The organism is Janthinobacterium amylolyticum, assembly GCF_051380655.1.
GTDB lineage: Bacteria > Pseudomonadota > Gammaproteobacteria > Burkholderiales > Burkholderiaceae_D > Janthinobacterium.
The window spans coordinates 580,267-597,019 of record NZ_JBNYXL010000002.1; the positions used below are offsets into that span (position 1 = coordinate 580,267).

Annotated in this window: 15 protein-coding genes; 7 read left to right on the forward strand and 8 right to left on the reverse strand. The window is 64.9% G+C overall.

Annotation, left to right across the window (positions count from 1 at the left end):
• The first annotated feature begins 103 nt into the window (after positions 1-103).
• Positions 104-1,033: a LysR family transcriptional regulator gene (locus ACQ4WR_RS06175; RefSeq protein ID WP_436485994.1), complete on the forward strand. Its 930-nt coding sequence runs from the start codon at positions 104-106 to the stop codon at positions 1,031-1,033.
• Here ACQ4WR_RS06175 and ACQ4WR_RS06180 read toward each other — a convergent pair.
• Both ACQ4WR_RS06180 and ACQ4WR_RS06185 read right to left on the reverse strand, forming a co-directional pair.
• The gene (locus ACQ4WR_RS06180) at positions 1,018-1,839 is read right to left on the reverse strand and encodes a sugar phosphate isomerase/epimerase family protein (protein ID WP_436485995.1); all 822 of its coding nucleotides are present in this window, start codon (positions 1,837-1,839) and stop codon (positions 1,018-1,020) included. The two genes, ACQ4WR_RS06175 and ACQ4WR_RS06180, sit on opposite strands and share 16 nt — an antisense overlap.
• The gene (locus ACQ4WR_RS06185; protein WP_102298083.1) at positions 1,839-2,678 is read right to left on the reverse strand and encodes a phytanoyl-CoA dioxygenase family protein; all 840 of its coding nucleotides are present in this window, start codon (positions 2,676-2,678) and stop codon (positions 1,839-1,841) included. The genes ACQ4WR_RS06180 and ACQ4WR_RS06185 overlap by 1 nt, the downstream gene beginning before the upstream one ends.
• A 109-nt stretch (positions 2,679-2,787) precedes the next feature.
• Between ACQ4WR_RS06185 and ACQ4WR_RS06190 the strand changes: the two genes are divergently transcribed.
• A complete protein-coding gene (locus ACQ4WR_RS06190) occupies positions 2,788-3,747 on the forward strand; it encodes a LysR family transcriptional regulator (protein WP_436485996.1) in 960 nt (319 codons plus the stop codon).
• Positions 3,748-3,750: 3 nt separating this feature from the next.
• Here ACQ4WR_RS06190 and ACQ4WR_RS06195 read toward each other — a convergent pair whose 3' ends face one another.
• On the reverse strand, positions 3,751-4,821 hold the full coding sequence (locus ACQ4WR_RS06195; RefSeq protein ID WP_102298077.1) for a M29 family metallopeptidase: 1,071 nt from the start codon (positions 4,819-4,821) through the stop codon (positions 3,751-3,753).
• A gap of 313 nt (positions 4,822-5,134) precedes the next feature.
• On the opposite strand from ACQ4WR_RS06195, the gene ACQ4WR_RS06200 reads away from it, so the two are divergent.
• Positions 5,135-5,554, forward strand: coding sequence for a hypothetical protein (locus ACQ4WR_RS06200; RefSeq protein WP_436486116.1), 420 nt, complete (start codon positions 5,135-5,137; stop codon positions 5,552-5,554).
• A gap of 507 nt (positions 5,555-6,061) precedes the next feature.
• On the opposite strand, the gene ACQ4WR_RS06205 is transcribed toward ACQ4WR_RS06200, so the two are convergent.
• The 3 genes from ACQ4WR_RS06205 to ACQ4WR_RS06215 form a co-directional block, all read right to left on the reverse strand.
• Complete coding sequence (locus ACQ4WR_RS06205; protein ID WP_436485997.1) at positions 6,062-7,564, reverse strand: hypothetical protein; 1,503 nt, start codon at positions 7,562-7,564, stop codon at positions 6,062-6,064.
• Positions 7,561-8,448, reverse strand: coding sequence for a hypothetical protein (locus ACQ4WR_RS06210; protein ID WP_436485998.1), 888 nt, complete (start codon positions 8,446-8,448; stop codon positions 7,561-7,563). Before ACQ4WR_RS06210 ends, ACQ4WR_RS06205 begins: the two co-directional genes overlap by 4 nt.
• Positions 8,449-8,663: 215 nt before the next feature.
• Positions 8,664-9,035, reverse strand: a complete 372-nt coding sequence (locus ACQ4WR_RS06215; RefSeq protein WP_436486000.1) for a hypothetical protein — start codon at positions 9,033-9,035, stop codon at positions 8,664-8,666.
• Between ACQ4WR_RS06215 and ACQ4WR_RS06220 the strand changes: the two genes are divergently transcribed.
• Positions 9,013-9,573: a hypothetical protein gene (locus ACQ4WR_RS06220; protein WP_436486001.1), complete on the forward strand. Its 561-nt coding sequence runs from the start codon at positions 9,013-9,015 to the stop codon at positions 9,571-9,573. The genes ACQ4WR_RS06215 and ACQ4WR_RS06220 overlap by 23 nt on opposite strands.
• Before the next feature lie 105 nt (positions 9,574-9,678).
• Here ACQ4WR_RS06220 and acpA read toward each other — a convergent pair whose 3' ends face one another.
• On the reverse strand, positions 9,679-11,811 hold the full coding sequence (gene acpA / locus ACQ4WR_RS06225; protein ID WP_436486003.1) for an acid phosphatase: 2,133 nt from the start codon (positions 11,809-11,811) through the stop codon (positions 9,679-9,681).
• Between the two features lie 164 nt (positions 11,812-11,975).
• On the opposite strand from acpA, the gene ACQ4WR_RS06230 reads away from it, so the two are divergent.
• The 3 genes from ACQ4WR_RS06230 (at position 11,976) to ACQ4WR_RS06240 (ending at position 14,817) form a co-directional block, all read left to right on the forward strand.
• A complete protein-coding gene (locus tag ACQ4WR_RS06230; RefSeq protein ID WP_436486004.1) occupies positions 11,976-13,283 on the forward strand; it encodes a cytochrome-c peroxidase in 1,308 nt (435 codons plus the stop codon).
• A 96-nt stretch (positions 13,284-13,379) separates the two neighbouring features.
• Positions 13,380-14,348 carry an IS1595 family transposase gene (locus ACQ4WR_RS06235; protein WP_436486005.1) on the forward strand — a complete coding sequence of 323 codons (969 nt, stop codon included), beginning with the start codon at positions 13,380-13,382 and terminating at the stop codon, positions 14,346-14,348.
• Positions 14,349-14,490: 142 nt separating this feature from the next.
• Positions 14,491-14,817, forward strand: a complete 327-nt coding sequence (locus ACQ4WR_RS06240) for a hypothetical protein (protein ID WP_102294309.1) — start codon at positions 14,491-14,493, stop codon at positions 14,815-14,817.
• Positions 14,818-14,871: 54 nt separating this feature from the next.
• On the opposite strand, the gene ACQ4WR_RS06245 is transcribed toward ACQ4WR_RS06240, so the two are convergent.
• Positions 14,872-16,722: a sensor domain-containing diguanylate cyclase gene (locus ACQ4WR_RS06245; protein WP_436486118.1), complete on the reverse strand. Its 1,851-nt coding sequence runs from the start codon at positions 16,720-16,722 to the stop codon at positions 14,872-14,874.
• Positions 16,723-16,753 lie beyond the last annotated feature (31 nt).

The window sequence follows — 16,753 nt, forward strand, 5'->3', positions numbered from 1 at the left end:
GGTCGAGTTCGAGAGCCACTATCGTAAGGCCGATTGCGCTGTATGATAATCGGGGCAATCCGGCACAGGCTGTACTCATTTCCGCACAATGAAAGCTCTTCCCATGCATGCAGACAGCCCTTCCATGGCCGACTTGTCCACCTTTGCCCTGGTGGCCCGGCACCAGGGTTTTCGCCAGGCCGCACGCGCCAGTGGGCAGTCCGCGTCCGCCATGAGCGAAGCGCTGCGCCGGCTGGAGCAGCAACTGGGCATCCGCCTGCTGGAACGCACGACGCGCAGCGTGACGCCGACGGCGGCCGGGGCGCTGCTGCTGACGCGCTTGCGCCCGGCGCTCGATGAAGTGAGCAGCGCGCTCGACGTGCTGAACGACTTGCGCGACAGCCCGCGCGGCACCTTGCGCTTGAACGTGCCGGTCAACGCGGCGCGCTTCTTTTTGCAGCCCATGGTCGACCAGTTCCTGCGCGCCTATCCGCAGATCAGGGTCGAGCTGGTGGTCGATAATAATTTTGTCGACGTCGTCGCCAGCGGTTGCGACGCCGGCATCCGTTATGGCGAGCGGCTGGAGCAGGACATGATCGCCATTCCTATCGGCCCGCGCACGCAGCGCTTCGCGGTGGCGGGCGCGCCGTCCTACCTGGCGCAGCGCGGCGTGCCCGTGCATCCGCGCGACCTGCTGCAGCATGCCTGCCTGCTGGGGAAATTCCTCAGTGGCGCGGTTCCACCGTGGGAGTTCGAGCGGGACGGGCAAAAAGTGAGCGTCGAGCCGGACGGCCCCGTGATCGTCACGCCGACGGCGGCTGATTTTGCGGTCAGCATGGCCGTCGCCGGCCATGGCCTCGTGTATCTGTTTGAAGAGTGGCTGCAGCCGTATATCGATGCTGGCCAGCTGCAGCCCGTGCTGGAAGACTGGGCGATGCCCTTTCCCGGCCCGTTTTTATACTATGCGGGCCGGCGCCATCTGCCCGCGCCGCTGCGCACCTTCATCGATTTCGTGCAGGCCAATTTTGCGCAGCTTCCTCAGTCTGTCGGATAGCGTGCGCGCAGCAGCTTGAGCATCGCGACGTTCTGCTCCCACGCATCCGTCACAGGCTGCTGCGTCCAGGGCAGGGTTTGCGTGTAGGGCGCGGGGCCGAATTCCGGCGTGAACGTCATGCGCCCGGCGCCGGCCGCGCGGCGCTGGGCGACGATGGCATCCCACCAGGCCAGGTGGGCGTCGAGGGCCTGTTTCGCTTCCGGGGCGCGGAAGTCGGCCACCTGCGGGCCTTGGGCATGGCCCACGCGGGCGTGCACATGGCGCACCAGCGGCAGCACTTGCGCCAGGGTCTGCGGCTGGTCCTCCAGCAAGGATTCGCAGGCGCAGCACCAGTGCGACAGGTCGGCCGTCAATGGCAGCCCGGGATATTGCGCCAGGTAGGGCAGCAGCAGCATCGGATGGCCGCTGAAACGGCTGCGGTGGATTTCGTGCACGATGGGCACGCCGTGCCTGGCCGAGATGGCGGCGGCCAGGTCGATCAGCTGCGCGTTCTGCGCCTGGCTGAAGTAATCCTTGCCCGTGTGCGTGTTGACCAGCACGGGACGCGCCAGGCAGGCGTTTTCCAGCAGCTCGGCCAGGGCCGCGCGGTGCAGGTCGAAGTCAGCGTGGAAGACGGTTTCCCACTGCGCGGCGATCAGCTCCAGGCCTGCATCGGCGATGCGCCTGGTCCATTCTTCGCGCAGGGCCGCGTCCAGCGGCAGCGACATTTCGATGCCGTCAAAGCCGGCCGCCAGTACCTTGTCGATGAAGACCTCGGGCGCCAGGTCGTTATTGCCCCAGTGGGCGGCGAAGACCTGGATGCGCATCAGACGAAGCCCCGCACGGGGAAGGATGCGTCGCGCTGGATCCAGTTGTGGGCCGCGTATTCGGTCCGGCCATCCGTCGCATGCAGGGTGTAGGCATGGCGCGAGACGGGCGAGCGGTTCGGCGCGCTGTAATGGGGCAGCAAGCCGTGGAAGCAGACGAGGGCACCCGCCTTCACTTCCAGGGGGACGGCCGTGCTGTCGTCGGGCCAGGGCATGGCGTCGAGTTTTTCCACGCGCACGGCGTCGCCGTTGCGGATGAAGCGTTCGCGCAGGGGGCCGCGGTGGCCGCCCGGTTCCGCCCACAGGCAGCCGTTGTCCAGGGTGGCGTCTTCCAGCGCGAACCAGAAGGTGGTCACGCTGACCGGCGTGGTTTCAAAATAGGTGGCGTCCTGGTGCCAGCGCACTTCGCCGCCGATGCCGGGCTGCTTGAAGATGTACATGGATTGCCACACCTGCGCGTCCGCCAGGCCCAGGTCGCGCGCCACTTCGGCCAGTTTCGGGTCGGCCGAAAAAGCGCGGAAGACGGGGTCCAGGTCATGCATGGCGTGGCCGATCTTGTTGATAGACAGCGATTTCGCCTGCTTCAATTGGCCGTCCGCGCCGAAGGCCTCTTCCTCGAAGAAGCAGCGGATGGTGTTGTCGGAGGCGAGAAAGTAATCGTTGGTGTTCTTCGCCTGGTCGCGCGTGGTGAAGATCGATTGGCTCAGGCCGGGATCGAATTCGTTGACAATCTGCTCGGCGCGCGCGCGCAGGGCGGCGATTTCGTCCGCACCCTTGAAGCCGGGCAGGATGATGTAGCCGTCGCGTTGGTATTGTTCTTGTTGGTCAGTAGTCAGCATGGCAACGGCTCCGGAGGTCTATGGAAAGCGCCATTGTAGGCGGCGGCCAGGGCGCAAACAATCGGCTGGCAGTTGACAGATTGTCGTCAAAACGAAGACAATCTTTGACATGGATCAATTAAAAGCGATGGAAATTTTTGTCGAGGTGGCCCGCTTGCGCAGCTTCACCGTGGCGGGGCAGCGCCTGGGCCTGACGCGGGCCATGGTCAGCAAGACCATCATGCAGCTGGAAGCGCGACTCGATGCGCGCCTGCTGCACCGTTCCACGCGTGAAGTGAGCCTGACGGATGCGGGCCGCGCCTACCTGGCGCCGTGCATGGCCACTGTCAGCCAGGCGCAGGAAGCGGCGCGCATGGTGGCGCACGTGGCGCAGGCGGGCGCGGGGGCACAGCTCGCGGGGCCGCTGCGCATCCAGGCGCCGTCCAGTTTTGGCAGCGCCTGGCTGGCCGACGCCGTCGCCCGTTTCAGCCTGCTGCACCCGCAGGTGCGGGCCGAGTTGTATGTCGACGATGCCCTGCTCGACCCGATACGCCACGGCTTTGACCTGACCATCCGCGTGGGCGGCATCCCGGACAGCAGCGCGCTGGCCATGCGCCCGCTGGCGCCGTGCCGCGCCGTGCTGTGCGCCAGTCCCGGCTACCTGGCGCAATGGGGCATGCCGCAGGCGCCGCAGGATTTGTTGCGGCACCAGTGCCTGCATTTCAGCCACCTGACCGATGGCACGAACTGGCATTTCCAGCGCGGAGAAGGGGAAGGACGGGAAGCGGTGAGCGTGCGCGTGCAGGCGGGTTTTACGGCGAATAATGGCCTGGTGCTGCACCAGGCGGCGCAGCGGGGGCTGGGCATCGTCTACAGCACCACGTTTCTCGCCTGGCGCAACCTGCTCGATGGCAGCCTGGTGCCCGTGCTGACGGACTGGGAGCTGCCGCTCAATCACTTGAGCGCCCTGTATCCGGCCAGCCGCCAGCCCTCGCCCAAGGTGCGCGCGTTGATCGATTTCCTGGTGGCCGAATACCAGCCCGTGCCGCCATGGGACCGCGAGCTGGCCGCGGCCGGATTGTGCAGTTGAAGGTCAGTTGAGCGCGACGGGCTCCACCGTCCATGCGCCATCGGCGTACACGCGCTCGTCGTCCAGGTAGACGGCTTCCGTGACGGCGAAGATATCCACGTGGTAGCGCGCATCCTTGCGCTTGAATTGCGGCTTGGTGTAGACGCCATGCTTGGCGCCCAGCGACAAATGGATGCCGCACATGCGTTCATACGTGCCGATGTCGTTGACCAGCTGCTCGCGCGAAAAGGCGCGGTTCATGCCGAAGCCCAGTTCGCGCACCCACACTTCGCCTTCGTGCGCGCGGATGATGTCCAGCATGGCGGTAAATTCCGGCGTGGCGTTTTCCGTGCCCGTCACGCGGCCCTTCTCGATGACCAGCGTGATCGGCGTGTCGGGGCGGTTGACCATGAACTGCGTGTCGCCAAAGACGAAAATGCGCACGCGGCCATTCACGGCTTCCAGGTCCTGCGCTTCGGTAAACACTTCGCCCAGCGGGAACTGGCCGCCGATATTGTTCATGCCGCTGTAGTCGCCGATATTGAGCTTGGCCGATTCGAACGGCGAGGCGAACACCAGCTGCTCGCCGCCGCTGTCGACCATGCCGTGGCGAGCGCCGTCGATGCGCGCTTTCAAGGCATGGCCGACGCCGCGGTAATAGGCGGGGTCGTAGGCCAGCGAAGCGATGTAGTGCAAGCCCTGCACACCGGGCATGCGCGACAGGTGCACATGTTCGATGACTTTCAAGCCCCGCTTGAACAGCTCGATGCGGATGCGGAACGCTTCCAGGCGGAAGCTGGTCGACTGGATCAGCACGACGAGGCTGCCGGCCGGCAGTTCGGCAAACGCGGCCAGCACCGCATCGGGCGTGACGTCGTCGAAATCGATGAAGGTCGCGTCCGGCAAGGCCTGCTGATAGGCTTGCGTCAGCACGACATTGAGCCAGCTGCGCTTGTCGCAGACGACCAGCGCCGGTTCGTCGGGCCGGTGGCAGATGGCCATGGCCAGCAGGTCGGCCACGTTTTGCGCGGCCACTTCGGTGGCGGCGGCGCTGATGGCGTCAAGCCGGCTGGTGTCATTTTCGGGAAGCGTCATGGTGCGGGAAGGTTGGGCAGGAAGTAAACACGGCATTATAAGGCGATTGCACCGGGCGCCGCCATTCGCCATCGGATGTAGGGCCGCCGCCAGTGGCGCGGCGATCTTGTGTAGTGCCACACGGCAATGTATTATTGATTGATAGTTTAAAAACAGCTTCAAAACAGCGTAACAGCGGGTTTGGGCAGGGCGGGCAATAGCGGTACAGCTCGTCTGGGCCACGCGCGGTGCCACAGAACCCTATCAATACAACAGCCTGACAGGCCAGGACGAAGAGTGTGATGCGATGAGCATAATTGGACAAGATATTCCCATGGAGCGGCCCGATACAGATGGGCGCGCCGCCGTGTTTGTTCCCGTGACCGGCGTCAAGGAAGATGTCTTGCTGACCATACGCAAGGGTGCGGCCATTGTCGGCTTCGCCAACCACGACCGTACCATCACCGTGTATTTTGAGAGCAACCGTTTCGACGATCCCGTGCTGGCCAAGTGGGAGCACAAGGCGCGCAAGGCGTATGACCGCCTGGTGGACAATGCCCCCACCGTCTCGAAGCTGACCACCAGCCCCGCCAATTTCGAGCAGATCGGCTATATCAACGGCAAGGGCATCACCATCCGCCGCATGGAAAGCCTGCAGCGCTGGCTGGCGTATTCGGATGCGATGGCGTCGTGCCCGGAGACGGAAATTATTGCGAGAACGGTCATTGCCAAGCCTGAAAGCGTCAAGGTGTAGGGGCGGCATATGGGAGCCAACAATGTTGTCGGATTACGCGGGGCTTCGCCTCGCTAATCCGACCTACCGGACCTATCCGACCTGCCGGCCCTGCGCCGAAGCTTTTTCCGGCTGTTCCTGGTGTGCACGCATATGGGATGGGAGCCAACAATGTTGTCGGATTACGCGGGGCTTTGCCCCGCTAATCCGACCTACAGGACCTATCCGACCTGCCGGCCCTGCGCCGAAGCTTTTTCCGGCTGTTCCTGGTGTGCACGCATATGGGGTGGGAGCCAACAATGTTGTCGGATTACGCGGGGCTTCGCCCCGCTAATCCGACCTACCGGACTTATCCGACCTGCCGGCCCTGCGCCGAAGCTTTTTCCGGCTGTTCCTGGTGTGCACGCATATGGGATGGGAGCCAACAATGTTGTCGGATTACGCGGGGCTTTGCCCCGCTAATCCGACCTACAGGACCTACCCGACCTGGCCGCCCTGCGCCTGAGCTCGATCAACATGCTCCTCCCATCACACCACGATGATGTTCGCCTGCGCCTTGAGCGGGCAGGGGAGGGTGTCGTCGAAGGTGATTTCGATGGCGCTGGCGATGAACATGCCGCCGATGTGCTGGGCGGCGATTTCTGGTGGCGTGCCGGGCTTGGTCAGGTTGACGTCCTGGGCGAAGACGAAGACTCGCCAGGTACCGAAGACCTTTTGGTCGTATTGCAACAGTGTCCGGTAGGCCCGCTTCAAGTCCAGGCTGCCTGCGTAGACGCCGTCATTCGCACCCGGGTCGAAGCCCAGGCCATCGTCGGTCAGCGATTCGACGAAATACAGGCCTTGCGGCGCCTGGAACAGCACGAAGGCATACAGTTCCGTGCCACGGAAGACATTGCCATTGTCGCGCTTGAAGCTGGCGCGTATCCACAACGGTTCGTAGGCCTGCACGACGGCGGGCGTATCCGTCTCCACTGGCCCCGCCACGTGGATGTTGACTTGCGTTTCGGTGACGGCATGCTGGTAGGTGGCGCCCGTGGTAAAACGCTGGTATTCCCAGCTGATATCGGCCGTGTAGGGCAGGCCCGCATTCGGCGCTTCCGGCAGCACCCATTTCGCCACCACGCGCTCGGCCAGGGTCAGTTCGCCGGCGGCCGGCGCTGTTGCTTCCTGGCCACGCCAGAACGGGTCGGCGATATCGGAGCAGGCCACGGCGATGGCGCCCGAGGCGATGGCCGAGGCCACGCCTGCCACCGTGAATTCCGGCTGGCCCGAGCCGGCCCCTTCCAGCGAGCAGCAGTCGACGCTGGGGTCCGTTTCCTCGAAAGTGCCGCCCACACTGAAGCTGGCCTTGCCGGAGCCGAGCGCGGCGGCAATGATGGCCACCAGGGCGGCGATGATGGCGATGATGATGGCGAGGATTTTCCACCACGGGTCGGAAAACGGCAGGTCGCCGTGCGTGCCCGCGTAGGCGGGGTTCGGCGTCCAGACGAGGGTCATGCCGGTCGGCACGATCGGCCCCAGGCCGGGCGGGCAGCGGCACTCTTTGCCATCATTGCCTGTGCTGCCCCAGCGCTTGCCCGGCAGGTGGCCCTGCGGCTTGGACAGTTCCAGCGTGCCTTCCTCTACCGTGCAGGTGTAGGTATTGGTGGCGCTGTCAAAGCGCGTCTGCGAGACGAAGATTTGCTGGATCGAGCGGCGCGGCGTGTAGCCGTCGGCCTTGGCGACAAAGCTGACGAGGCGCTTGCCGGGCGCCGCATGCTGGAAGTCTGCGTCCCACATCATCAGCATGGCCGCGCCGGCAGGGATGCTGGCAAAGAAGAAGGTGCGCGCCACGGGCACGATGCCGGGGTCGCCCACGCTTTCCAGGTACACGGTGACATTGTTCAGGGCGCTGTTGGACACATTGGTGACGTGGGCGGCGATGCGCAAGCCATAGATGGCATTGTCGAAGATGCCGTCCGGCAGCATGATGTTGGTGACGGGCTCGATCGCGAAAGGCCGCGTCAGCACCTGCATGGGGGTGTCGCTCATGATGCCTGCTCCTCGGGACTGTGCTGTTCCTGGTCGTGATCCTGGCCCTGTTGCTGTTTCAGGTCGACGACGACATAGGTGATGCCGCCCATGACCTTGCCCTCCTGCGTTTCCAGCACCCGCAGCAGCGCATACTGGCGCTCCGGCAAGGCATCGGCGCGCAGGCTCAGGTAGATGGCCAGTGACTGGCCGCGCGGCACTTCCAGCGCCAGCTTTTGCTCGCCCGGTCCGTCGCCATCACAGTGGGGCCTACGTGCCAGGCCCGCTTCCACGCGCGCGTCCTTGGCCGCCTGCCAGCGCTCCAGGCCCAGGGTGGCCAGCAGGTTTTCCGGCAGCGCGCCGCCATGCTCCAGCTGCAATTCCACTTTTTTGATGGCGCGGGGCAGGGCCGCCACCGTGACGGCCAGCAACTGTGCGCGCCGTGCCGCCAGCACCACGGTGACATTGCGTTGCGCGATCTGCTCGTGCTGCTTGGGCTGGAAGGGAAAGCCGTTGGGCAGGGGATCGGGTAGCGGGTTGATGTCGCCCGCGCCATGCGCCACGGCCAGCAGGCATTCGTGGCCGCCATTGACGATGACGGGAACCCACGGCACCAGGCACAGCACTTCCTGCGTGGCGCCGGGCGGCAGGTCGGCAAAGGCGGAACCGACCTGCGTGGCGGCGCCGACGGCGATCTGGCCCGAGGGATCGGCCCAGTAAAAATCCACACGCACGCCGTTCGAGGCGCTGTTGCCCGTGTTGTGCACGCGGCCCCACAGGTAGTTGGCGGTGCCGGCGATGGGCGCGCCTGGCGGGCCATTCGGATCATTGCCCGGCACGACCCAGATATCGGCGCTGTCCCACCACGAGGGCTGGCCGTCTTCGATGATCAGGTGGGCTGGCATGGCAATCTCCTTGTGCTTGGCCTGTGCCTGTAGCTTAGGCCGCGGTGGCGGGTGCCATTTGATTGGCATCAAGCCTGCAGACGGCGGTGCGGGCGCGCCGTGGCAGCTGCTGCGTAAGGTAATATTGCGGCAGAACGCAGCAGAGTGAATCCGGGAAAAGGTTGGAACGTGCTTGAACAAGTGAATGAAATGTGCATCAACGCCGCTTGCGGCCGCTACTTGCCGCTGCGCCTGGCGCATTGTCCGTTTTGCGGTACGCGCCAGGTGGCAGCGCCAGTGGTTTTAGAGAACGTCGTGCCCGCGGCGGCCGTGCCGCCACCATTGTCCGCAGCGACTGCTGCGGCTGCGCCGCCGCCCGTGCCGCGCAAGCCGCCGCCGATACCCGTGCCCGCAGTCCAGCCCGCAGTCCAGCCCGCAGCTGAGGCTAGCCCTGCGCCCGCACCCCAGCCTGCGCCAGCCGCGCCGGTGCCGTCCAGGGCGCCGCCGGCGAAACCGGCAAGCAAGGGCTCGGTGCCGCCGCCGCGTCCGCCCATCCGCTTGCGCACGTGGATCGCGGCAGGCGTGGTGCTGGCAGGCATCTGGTTCATCAACAAGCCCGCCGACAAGCCGGCCAGCGTGGCGCAGCAGGTCGATGCGGCCATGGCGCTGGCGGCCCAATGCGACCTGGACGGCGCGCGCAGTGGCCTGGCCGTGCTGAAAAGCGCCAAGGCGCCGGCGGCGCAGCTGAAACGCCTGCAAGCGGGCATCACGAGCGCCGCCAGCGCGTGCGAGAAGAAACAGCGGCGCGAGCAGGCGTGGAGCGCGGCGCAGGCAGCCATCAACCAGGCGCTCGATGGCGGCAAGCCGGACCTGGCTGCCACGCGCCTGGCGGCCCATGTGAAACGCTGGGGCGACGATCCCGACACCCTGGAACTCGATGCCAAAGTGAAAGTGGCGCAAGCCAGTGTCCAGCTGGACGCCGCCGACGCCTGCCTGGCAAAAGGCGACCGGGTCTGCCTGGAGAACAGCCTGATCGCCGCCGAGCGCTACAAGCGGCCGGAGCTGGCGACGCGCACCCAGGCCCTGCGCGCGGCGCTGTCGCAGCTGCTCGAACGTTCGCTACTCGATACCGCCCCCGGCCAATAGCGCGAGCAAGAGCCTATCGTATGCATTTGCTGCGACAGGGCCAAGTAAAACGCCCGCCGCGGCCAGGCCGGGCGGGCGTATCTTGCCGGGCCTTGCTACTGCACCTTACTCTTGCGGCACCAGCGCCAGCGCGGCGCTGAAGTCGCCCATCGGCTTGCCGCCATTGGCCACCAGCGCCTTGTCGCGCGTCGTCAAGCCGTCCAGTACGGGTAGCGCGAAGCGGTGCGTGATGGCGCGCAGGATGGAGGCCGAATCGTATTGCGTATGATCGACCAATCCTTTTTTCACGTACGGCGAGACGAGGATGGCCGGCACGCGCGTGCCCGGACCCCAGCGGTCGCCTTTTGGCGGCGTGGCGTGGTCATAGAAGCCGCCGTTTTCATCGTAGGTGACGATGACCAGCATGTTCTTCCACTGCGGACTCTTTTTCAGCTGGGCGATGACACTGGCGATATGCGCGTCGCCATCGGCCACGCTGGCATAGCCCGCGTGCTGGTTCAAGTTACCCTGCGGCTTGTAGAAGGTCACGGCGGGCAGCTTGCCGGCGCTGGCGTCATTCATGAACTGGCTGTCGAAATCGCGCAGGTGGGCGGCGCGGTAGGCGGGCGCCTTGACGGGATCCATGCTGGCAAAATAGTTAAATGGCTGGTGGTGGAACTGGAAGTTTGGCGGGCTGGGGAAACTGCTGCCGCGCGCGCTGGCAGTGGCCAGGGCCGTCGTGTCTTTCCAGGCACCCGCATACCAGGCCCAGTCGATATTCTTGCCGGACAGCAGGTCGCCGATGTTGGTCTGCGTCTGCTGCGGCAAGGTGGTGGCCTTGCCCGTGTCCGCATACAGCTTGCTGCTGTCGCCCGCTGCCGGGGCGTTGCTGCTGGGCTGGAACGCCGGCTGCATGGTATTGACGGCGTAGAACATGCCCGTGCTGTCGGCCGGCGTCAGCGCGCCATCGTTGGCGTAGCCGGGCGCGCCGTTCAGCACCGTGCCTGGTGCCGTGGCGGACGGCGTCAGGCGCAGGAAGTTGCCCTTGGCGTCGACGTCGATTTTCGCGATCGACCCCTTGGCCACCGAGGTGTCGGCGTTCGGATAGGTGGGCGCGCATGCGCAGATCAGGTACTGGTGCGTGAGGAACGAGCCGCCGAAGGCGCCGATGAACAGGTTGTCGGCCAGCGCATATTGTTTGGCGATGTCCCACAGCTGCATCTTGCTGCCGTCGTAATAGCCCATGCTCAAGCCGCCCGCATCGGAGTAGGCGGCGAACTTGTCGTTGGCGCCGCCGTTGATCTGCATCTGGTTGTTATAGAAGCGGTGAACGAGGTCGCGCGTGATCACCGATTGCGGCAGGTACAGCGGGCTGCTGGCGTCGTCGATCTGGAACGGCTTGTTCGGCAGGTTGGCCGACTGCGCCTGCGTGATGACGGTGCTCTGGCCGGCCGCCGTCATGCCGCCCCAGGTCGGTGGCAGCACGGGCAGGGTGCTGCCGTCGATATCCTTTTGCGGCACATACGCGGACGTCGATGTGGGGTTCACGACCGGCACGCCGTTCGCACCGGGGAACAGGCCATACAAGTTGTCGAAGCCGCGGTTTTCCGCGTAGATGACGACGATGGTCTGGATGTTGTTCAATGCCAGGCCGCTGTTCAGGGCGGCCAGGGCGTCGGCCGGCGCCGCCTGCGCGCTGGCGCTGGCGATCAAGCTCGTGACGCTGGCGTTTTCCGCCTTCAGCTTCGCCAGTTCGTCGCCGCTGGCCTTGTTGAAGTCCGATGCCAGCCCCGCTTCGGACACGCCGATGCGCGCGGCCAGCTTGCTGCTGGCGGCCGCGAAGTCGCCGCCATTGCTGTCCATGACTTGCACCAGTTCCGTCGACAGGGCGCTGACGAAGCCTGCATGGCCGGCGGGCGCGCGCAGCAGCAGTTTTTGCGTGACCTTGGTGCCGGCGTCGCCGATCACTTCGTGGCGGATGGCGTCCGTGCCCACCGTCACCAGCACGGCGCCCTGGCCTTCCAGGCTGTAACTGCCGTCGGCGGCCGTGCGCACGGCGCTTGATCCACTGTCGCACGTCAGCCTGGCGCTGCTGCTCTCGACGCAGACCTGGGCGTTCTCATAGTAGCTGCCGATCACCTGGCCGTTGATATGCGGCGTGACGGCGTAGTCGCTGCCGCAGGCGGCCAGGCCCAGCGACAATAACAACGGTAAGGGACGTAGGACGGGCGCCAAGGTGATTCGGGCTTGCGGTTTCATGTTCATGCCTTCTGGGTGGAAAACGTCGCATGCTAGGCATCGAATATGTCAGCTGCGTGACATGTCAGCCCCTGTTACATGACGTAATGTACGGTTTTTGATACATGCGTTTTGGCAGGGTTTTGTCATGCAGCTGTCATATATGCTTGCTACGCTGCCAGCCCATGATGAAACCGAGACCCTCCCTGCTGCTCGCCGCCGTGGCCGCCTGTTTGCTGGCCGCCTGCCATCCGGCGGCGCAGAACGATGCCCACGCCGCAGCCAAGCCTGCCACGCCTGCCTATCTGTCCGGCGCCTATGCGCCCACCCTGCAGCGCCAGCCTTCCGTGGCGCAGATGACGGCCATGGGGCGCGCCATGTTTTTTGCGCCCAGCCTGTCCGTGTCGGGCAAGCTGTCGTGTGCCAGCTGCCACAGTCCCGAGCACGCATATGGGCCGCCGAACGGCCTGGCGGTGCAGCTGGGCGGCCCTGAATTGAAAGATGCGGGCACGCGCGCGGCGCCTTCGCTGCGCTACATCCAGAATGCGCCCGCCTTCAGCGAGCATTATCACGACGATGACGGCGACGACAGCATCGACGCGGGGCCGACGGGCGGGCGCAACTGGGATGGCCGCGCCCAGTCCGGCCATGAACAGGCGCTGGCGCCCCTGCTGTCGCCGCGCGAGATGGGCAACCGCGATGCGGCCGCCGTGGTGGCCAAGTTGCGGGCCGGGCCGCTGGCGGCGCAGTTCCGCCGTACATATGGCGAGGATATTTTCGAGCAGCCGGGCCAGGCCTTGCGCTGGGCGCTGATGTCGCTGGAAGTGTTCCAGGAAAGCCCGGCCGATTTCTACCCCTACACGAGCAAGTACGATGCCGTGCTGCGCAAGCAGGCCACGTTGAGTCCGCAGGAAGCGCGTGGCCTGGCCCTGTTCAACGATGAAAACAAGGGCAATTGCGCTTCCTGCCACATCAGCCAGATCACGCCGGGCGGCGCCTTCCCGCAATTCACGGACTACGGCTTGATCAATATCGGCGTGCCGCGCAACACCACCTTGCCGGCGAATGCGGACCCGGCGTTTTTCGACATGGGACTGTACGGCCCCGACCGCACGGATTTGATGCAGCACAAGGAGTATTGCGGCAGCTTCAAGACGCCGTCGCTACGCAATGTGGCGCTGCGCAAGGTGTTTTTCCATAACGGCAGTTTCACCAGCCTGGAGCAGGTGCTGCGCTTTTACGTGCAGCGCGATACGGCGCCGCAAAAATGGTATCCGAAAGACAGGAACGGCAAGCTGCGAAAGTACGATGACTTGCCGCCGGGACTGGAAGCCAATGTCAACGTGGAAGCGCCGTTCGACCGCCAGCCGGGCCAGCGGCCCGCGCTGAACGAAGGGGAAATTGCCGACGTGATTGTTTTCCTGCGTACCTTGACGGATGGCTATCAGGTGCCAGGTCCCGCGGGGGGCAAGCAACAGGGTAAAACTGGCTAAAAAGATGGCTCTGTCATCGGCAAGTAGGGGCAATGCCGGAATCTTCCTGTGCCCGCGTGGTCTGACTCTGCATATTCACCATGCAGGGAGCCGATCATGTTGTCAGCCGAATGGACGATCTTTATCGCGCAGTTCGCCAGCCTGAGCGCACGCCAGCGCCAGGCCGGTATTGCCCTGCTGCGTGGCAGCGCGCCGCAGCAGGCAACCATCGCCCTGATCGAGGATGTTGCGCGCCAGCGCCTGGTCTGCCCAGCCTGCCATTCGGCGCATGTGCACCGGCATGGCCATGCGCACGGCCTGCAGCGCTACCGCTGCGTGCCCTGCGGCCGCACCTTCAATGCCCTGACGGGTACGCCGCTGGCGCGCCTGCGCCACAAGGCGGAATGGCTGGAATATGCGGACTGCCTGCTCGACTCTGTCTCGGTGCGCCGCGCGGCCAGCCGACTGGGCCTGCACCGCAACACCACGTTTCGCTGGCGCCACCGGTTTTTAAGCCTGGCAAAAACGGACCGGCCGCACCGCCTACATGGCATTGCCGAGGCCGACGAGCTGTATGTGCTGGAGTCGCAAAAGGGCGCGCGCACGATGACGCGTCCGGCACGCCGCCGCGGAGGCCACGCGACCTTGCGCGGCATGTCGCATGAACACGTCTGCATTCTGATGGCGCGCGACCGCACGGGACAAACCCTCGATTTCGTCACCGGCATGGGCGCCTTGACGAAGGCGCAGCTGCATCGCTGTTTGCCGCCCGTCATGGACCAGGATGTGCTGCTGGTTACGGATGGCCATGCGGCCTATGCCGCTTTTGCCCGCGAGGCGGGCATCAGCCATCAGGCCGTCAATCTGCGTGCCGGCATGCGCGTGCGGGGCGCGGCCCACGTGCAGAACGTCAACGCCTATCACAGCCGTCTCAGGCAATGGCTGCGTCCGTTTCATGGCGTGGCGACGCGCTACCTGCACCATTACCTGGGCTGGCGCTGGATACTCGATGCCAGGCGCATCCTCTCAGCAGAAACCTTGCTGAAAGCCACGTTGGGAGAATTCCCACATTTGACGGTGACATAGCCAAAAAGATATCAAGATACCATTGCTTACAAATACGCTACAAAAGCCCGATTTTATGTGCGTTAGCGAACGCAAGAAAATTTTAGGCAGGTGTATATTGGGAACTGATCTGTGTCTTTTGATAACAATGAAAGGGAATATCATGAAAGTAAGCAAAAAACTGATGACGTTGTGCGCCGCCGGGATGATCGTCGTTTCGCTGGCCGCTTGCCAGAAGAAGGAAGATGTCGCCGCAGGTCCTGCTGAGCAGGCTGGCCAGCAAATCGATGCCGCCGCTGCCAAGGCTGAAGCCGACATCAAGGCCGCTGCTGCCAAAGCCGACGCCGCCGTGAGCAGCGCCGCTGCCGACACGGGCGCCAAGATGGATCAGGTCGCTGCCGATGCTGACAAGAAAATGAGCGAAGCGGCCGATGCCGTCGGCAAGAAAGTGGAAAAAGCCGGCGAAAAAATGCAGGAAGCCGCCAAGTAATCGCCAACAGGGCGCCAGGGCCGTTATCGGCCTGGCGCCGCCAGCGGCCTGCCGTCAACCGGCGGCCGCTGTCCCGTGCGCCTGGTCGGCTCCGCTGTGCCGGCCCGCCTTAGCCTCCGCCTCCGCTGCCGCAGCGCCCGTCCCATCTTCCGTCCCCACCACCACGCTCAGGTCGACAAAGCCGTCGCGCCACGCGCGTTCCAGGTCTTGCTCCACCGCTTCGAGGGTTGTGCGTTCCACTTGATGAAAGCCCCGCAAGCCATAGGCCCGGTTGCGCCCGTGCGCCTTGGCCAGGTACAGCGCCATGTCGATCAGGTTGACGCTGCGTTCCCAGCTGAGCGGCTGGCCCAGCGGCGCCAGAGGGTAGGGCGCGTAGCCGACGGAAACGTGCACCTTGATGGCTTGTCCCTGGTAGTCGATGCTTTGCGCGGCCACGCCGTTGAGGATGCGCCGCGCGATCTCGTCAAGGCCGTCGCGCGCCACGGCCGGCAAGAAGGCGAGAAATTCCTCGCCGCCCCAGCGCACGATCATGTCCGTTTCGCGCAAGACCTCGTGCAGGGTTTCGGCGATGCTCGTCAGCACCAGGTCGCCCGCCGCATGGCCATAGCGGTCGTTGATGTGCTTGAAATGGTCGACATCGAGCAGGAACAGGGCGCCGACGACATCGCCTGCCTGCGTCTGTTGTCCCCGGCCCGTATGGCTGCGCATGAATTCCTGGAAATGGCGGCGGTTGTACAGGGCCGTCAGCGGGTCGCGCGAGCTTTGGCGCTTGAGTTCCTGGTTCTTTACGTTCAGCTGCACGTTGGCATGGCGCACCTTGCGGTATAGCAAGCCGACGATGACCGTTCCCATGGCCAGCACCAGCGCCAGCAGCCACCAGACGCGTTGCTGCAGGCGGCGGTTGTCGATCTCCGTGCTCTTCAGCTGATTCTCGCGGCTCAGCAGTTCGATCTGGCGCTGTTTCTTTTCCGCCTCGTATTTCTCTTGTAATTCATACACGGCCTTTTGCCGCTGCTTTTCAAACAGCTGGTTCGAGATGCCCCGTTCGCGGTGGTAGGCCGTCACGGCGCCGCGCATGTCGCCGGCCTTTTCCAGCGCCATGCCGTATTCCAGCAGCACCGCCTGCATGTCGGGCTGGTTGGCCGTGCGCTCGTAATAGGCCAGGCCCGTCGCCACGCTCTGCTTGCCTTCCAGCAGCCGGCCCTGACCGATTTGCGCCTGGCCGATGTTCAGGCGCGCCGTCGCTTCCACCTGCTCGTTGTTGACCAGGCGCGCCGCCGTGATGGCTTCATTCGCATAGCGCAGGGTGCGCGCGTAGTCGCCTTCCTTCAGGTAGCTGTCCGACAGGTTGACGAGGGTGGTGGCCACCATGCCTTTCGCGCCCAGCTGGCGTTCCAGCGCCAGCGCCGCCAGCAGGGCGCGCTGGCCCCGCTGCGGCTGCCGGGCGTCGAGCGCCAGCCCGTATTCCGTGTTTTTTGCCTGCGCCATGCGTCCCGGCGACGCCAGGGTGGCCGAGACAGCCAGCAATTCGTCAAGTACCTGGAAACCCTTGTCGTATTCGCGCATCTGCGTGTACAGCAGGGTGAGGGCATTCAGGGCGGCGGCCAGGCTGGATGGCGAATCGCTCTGGCGCGCCAGGTCGACGGCCGCCTGCAGCTTGGCCAGGGCGAACGGGAAATTGCCTTCCTCGGCCCAGGACTGGCCGGCGCTGATGGTCGCCTGCACGCGCACGGGCAAGTCGTCCGTGCGGTTGGCGATGCGCTCCGCCTCGAAGGCCAGCAGGTGCGAAGCGCGGCGGTCGTTCATGGCAAACGTGATGTAGGCCTTGTTCAGGATGCCCTTGGCCAGCGCCACGTCGCTGTCATTCTGGCGCGCGTAGGCGATCAGCTCCTCGGCCAGCTGCATGGCGAGATCGTGCTGCCCCAGGCGCATGCGG

Excerpts from the sequence above, each read along its gene's own strand:
- ACQ4WR_RS06210 (WP_436485998.1), bottom strand. The coding sequence starts at position 8,448 with ATGCCAGCCCACCTGATCATCGAAGACGGCCAGCCCTCGTGGTGGGAC.
- ACQ4WR_RS06215 (WP_436486000.1), bottom strand. The coding sequence starts at position 9,035 with ATGAACCAGATGCCTGCCAGCACCACGCCTGCCGCGATCCACGTGCGC.
- ACQ4WR_RS06190 (WP_436485996.1), top strand. The coding sequence starts at position 2,788 with ATGGATCAATTAAAAGCGATGGAAATTTTTGTCGAGGTGGCCCGCTTG.
- ACQ4WR_RS06195 (WP_102298077.1), bottom strand. The coding sequence starts at position 4,821 with ATGACGCTTCCCGAAAATGACACCAGCCGGCTTGACGCCATCAGCGCC.
- ACQ4WR_RS06230 (WP_436486004.1), top strand. The coding sequence starts at position 11,976 with ATGATGAAACCGAGACCCTCCCTGCTGCTCGCCGCCGTGGCCGCCTGT.
- acpA (WP_436486003.1), bottom strand. The coding sequence starts at position 11,811 with ATGAAACCGCAAGCCCGAATCACCTTGGCGCCCGTCCTACGTCCCTTA.
- ACQ4WR_RS06240 (WP_102294309.1), top strand. The coding sequence starts at position 14,491 with ATGAAAGTAAGCAAAAAACTGATGACGTTGTGCGCCGCCGGGATGATC.
- ACQ4WR_RS06245 (WP_436486118.1), bottom strand. The coding sequence starts at position 16,722 with ATGCAGCTGGCCGAGGAGCTGATCGCCTACGCGCGCCAGAATGACAGC.
- ACQ4WR_RS06200 (WP_436486116.1), top strand. The coding sequence starts at position 5,135 with ATGGAGCGGCCCGATACAGATGGGCGCGCCGCCGTGTTTGTTCCCGTG.
- ACQ4WR_RS06185 (WP_102298083.1), bottom strand. The coding sequence starts at position 2,678 with ATGCTGACTACTGACCAACAAGAACAATACCAACGCGACGGCTACATC.
- ACQ4WR_RS06205 (WP_436485997.1), bottom strand. The coding sequence starts at position 7,564 with ATGAGCGACACCCCCATGCAGGTGCTGACGCGGCCTTTCGCGATCGAG.
- ACQ4WR_RS06175 (WP_436485994.1), top strand. The coding sequence starts at position 104 with ATGCATGCAGACAGCCCTTCCATGGCCGACTTGTCCACCTTTGCCCTG.
- ACQ4WR_RS06180 (WP_436485995.1), bottom strand. The coding sequence starts at position 1,839 with ATGCGCATCCAGGTCTTCGCCGCCCACTGGGGCAATAACGACCTGGCG.
- ACQ4WR_RS06235 (WP_436486005.1), top strand. The coding sequence starts at position 13,380 with ATGTTGTCAGCCGAATGGACGATCTTTATCGCGCAGTTCGCCAGCCTG.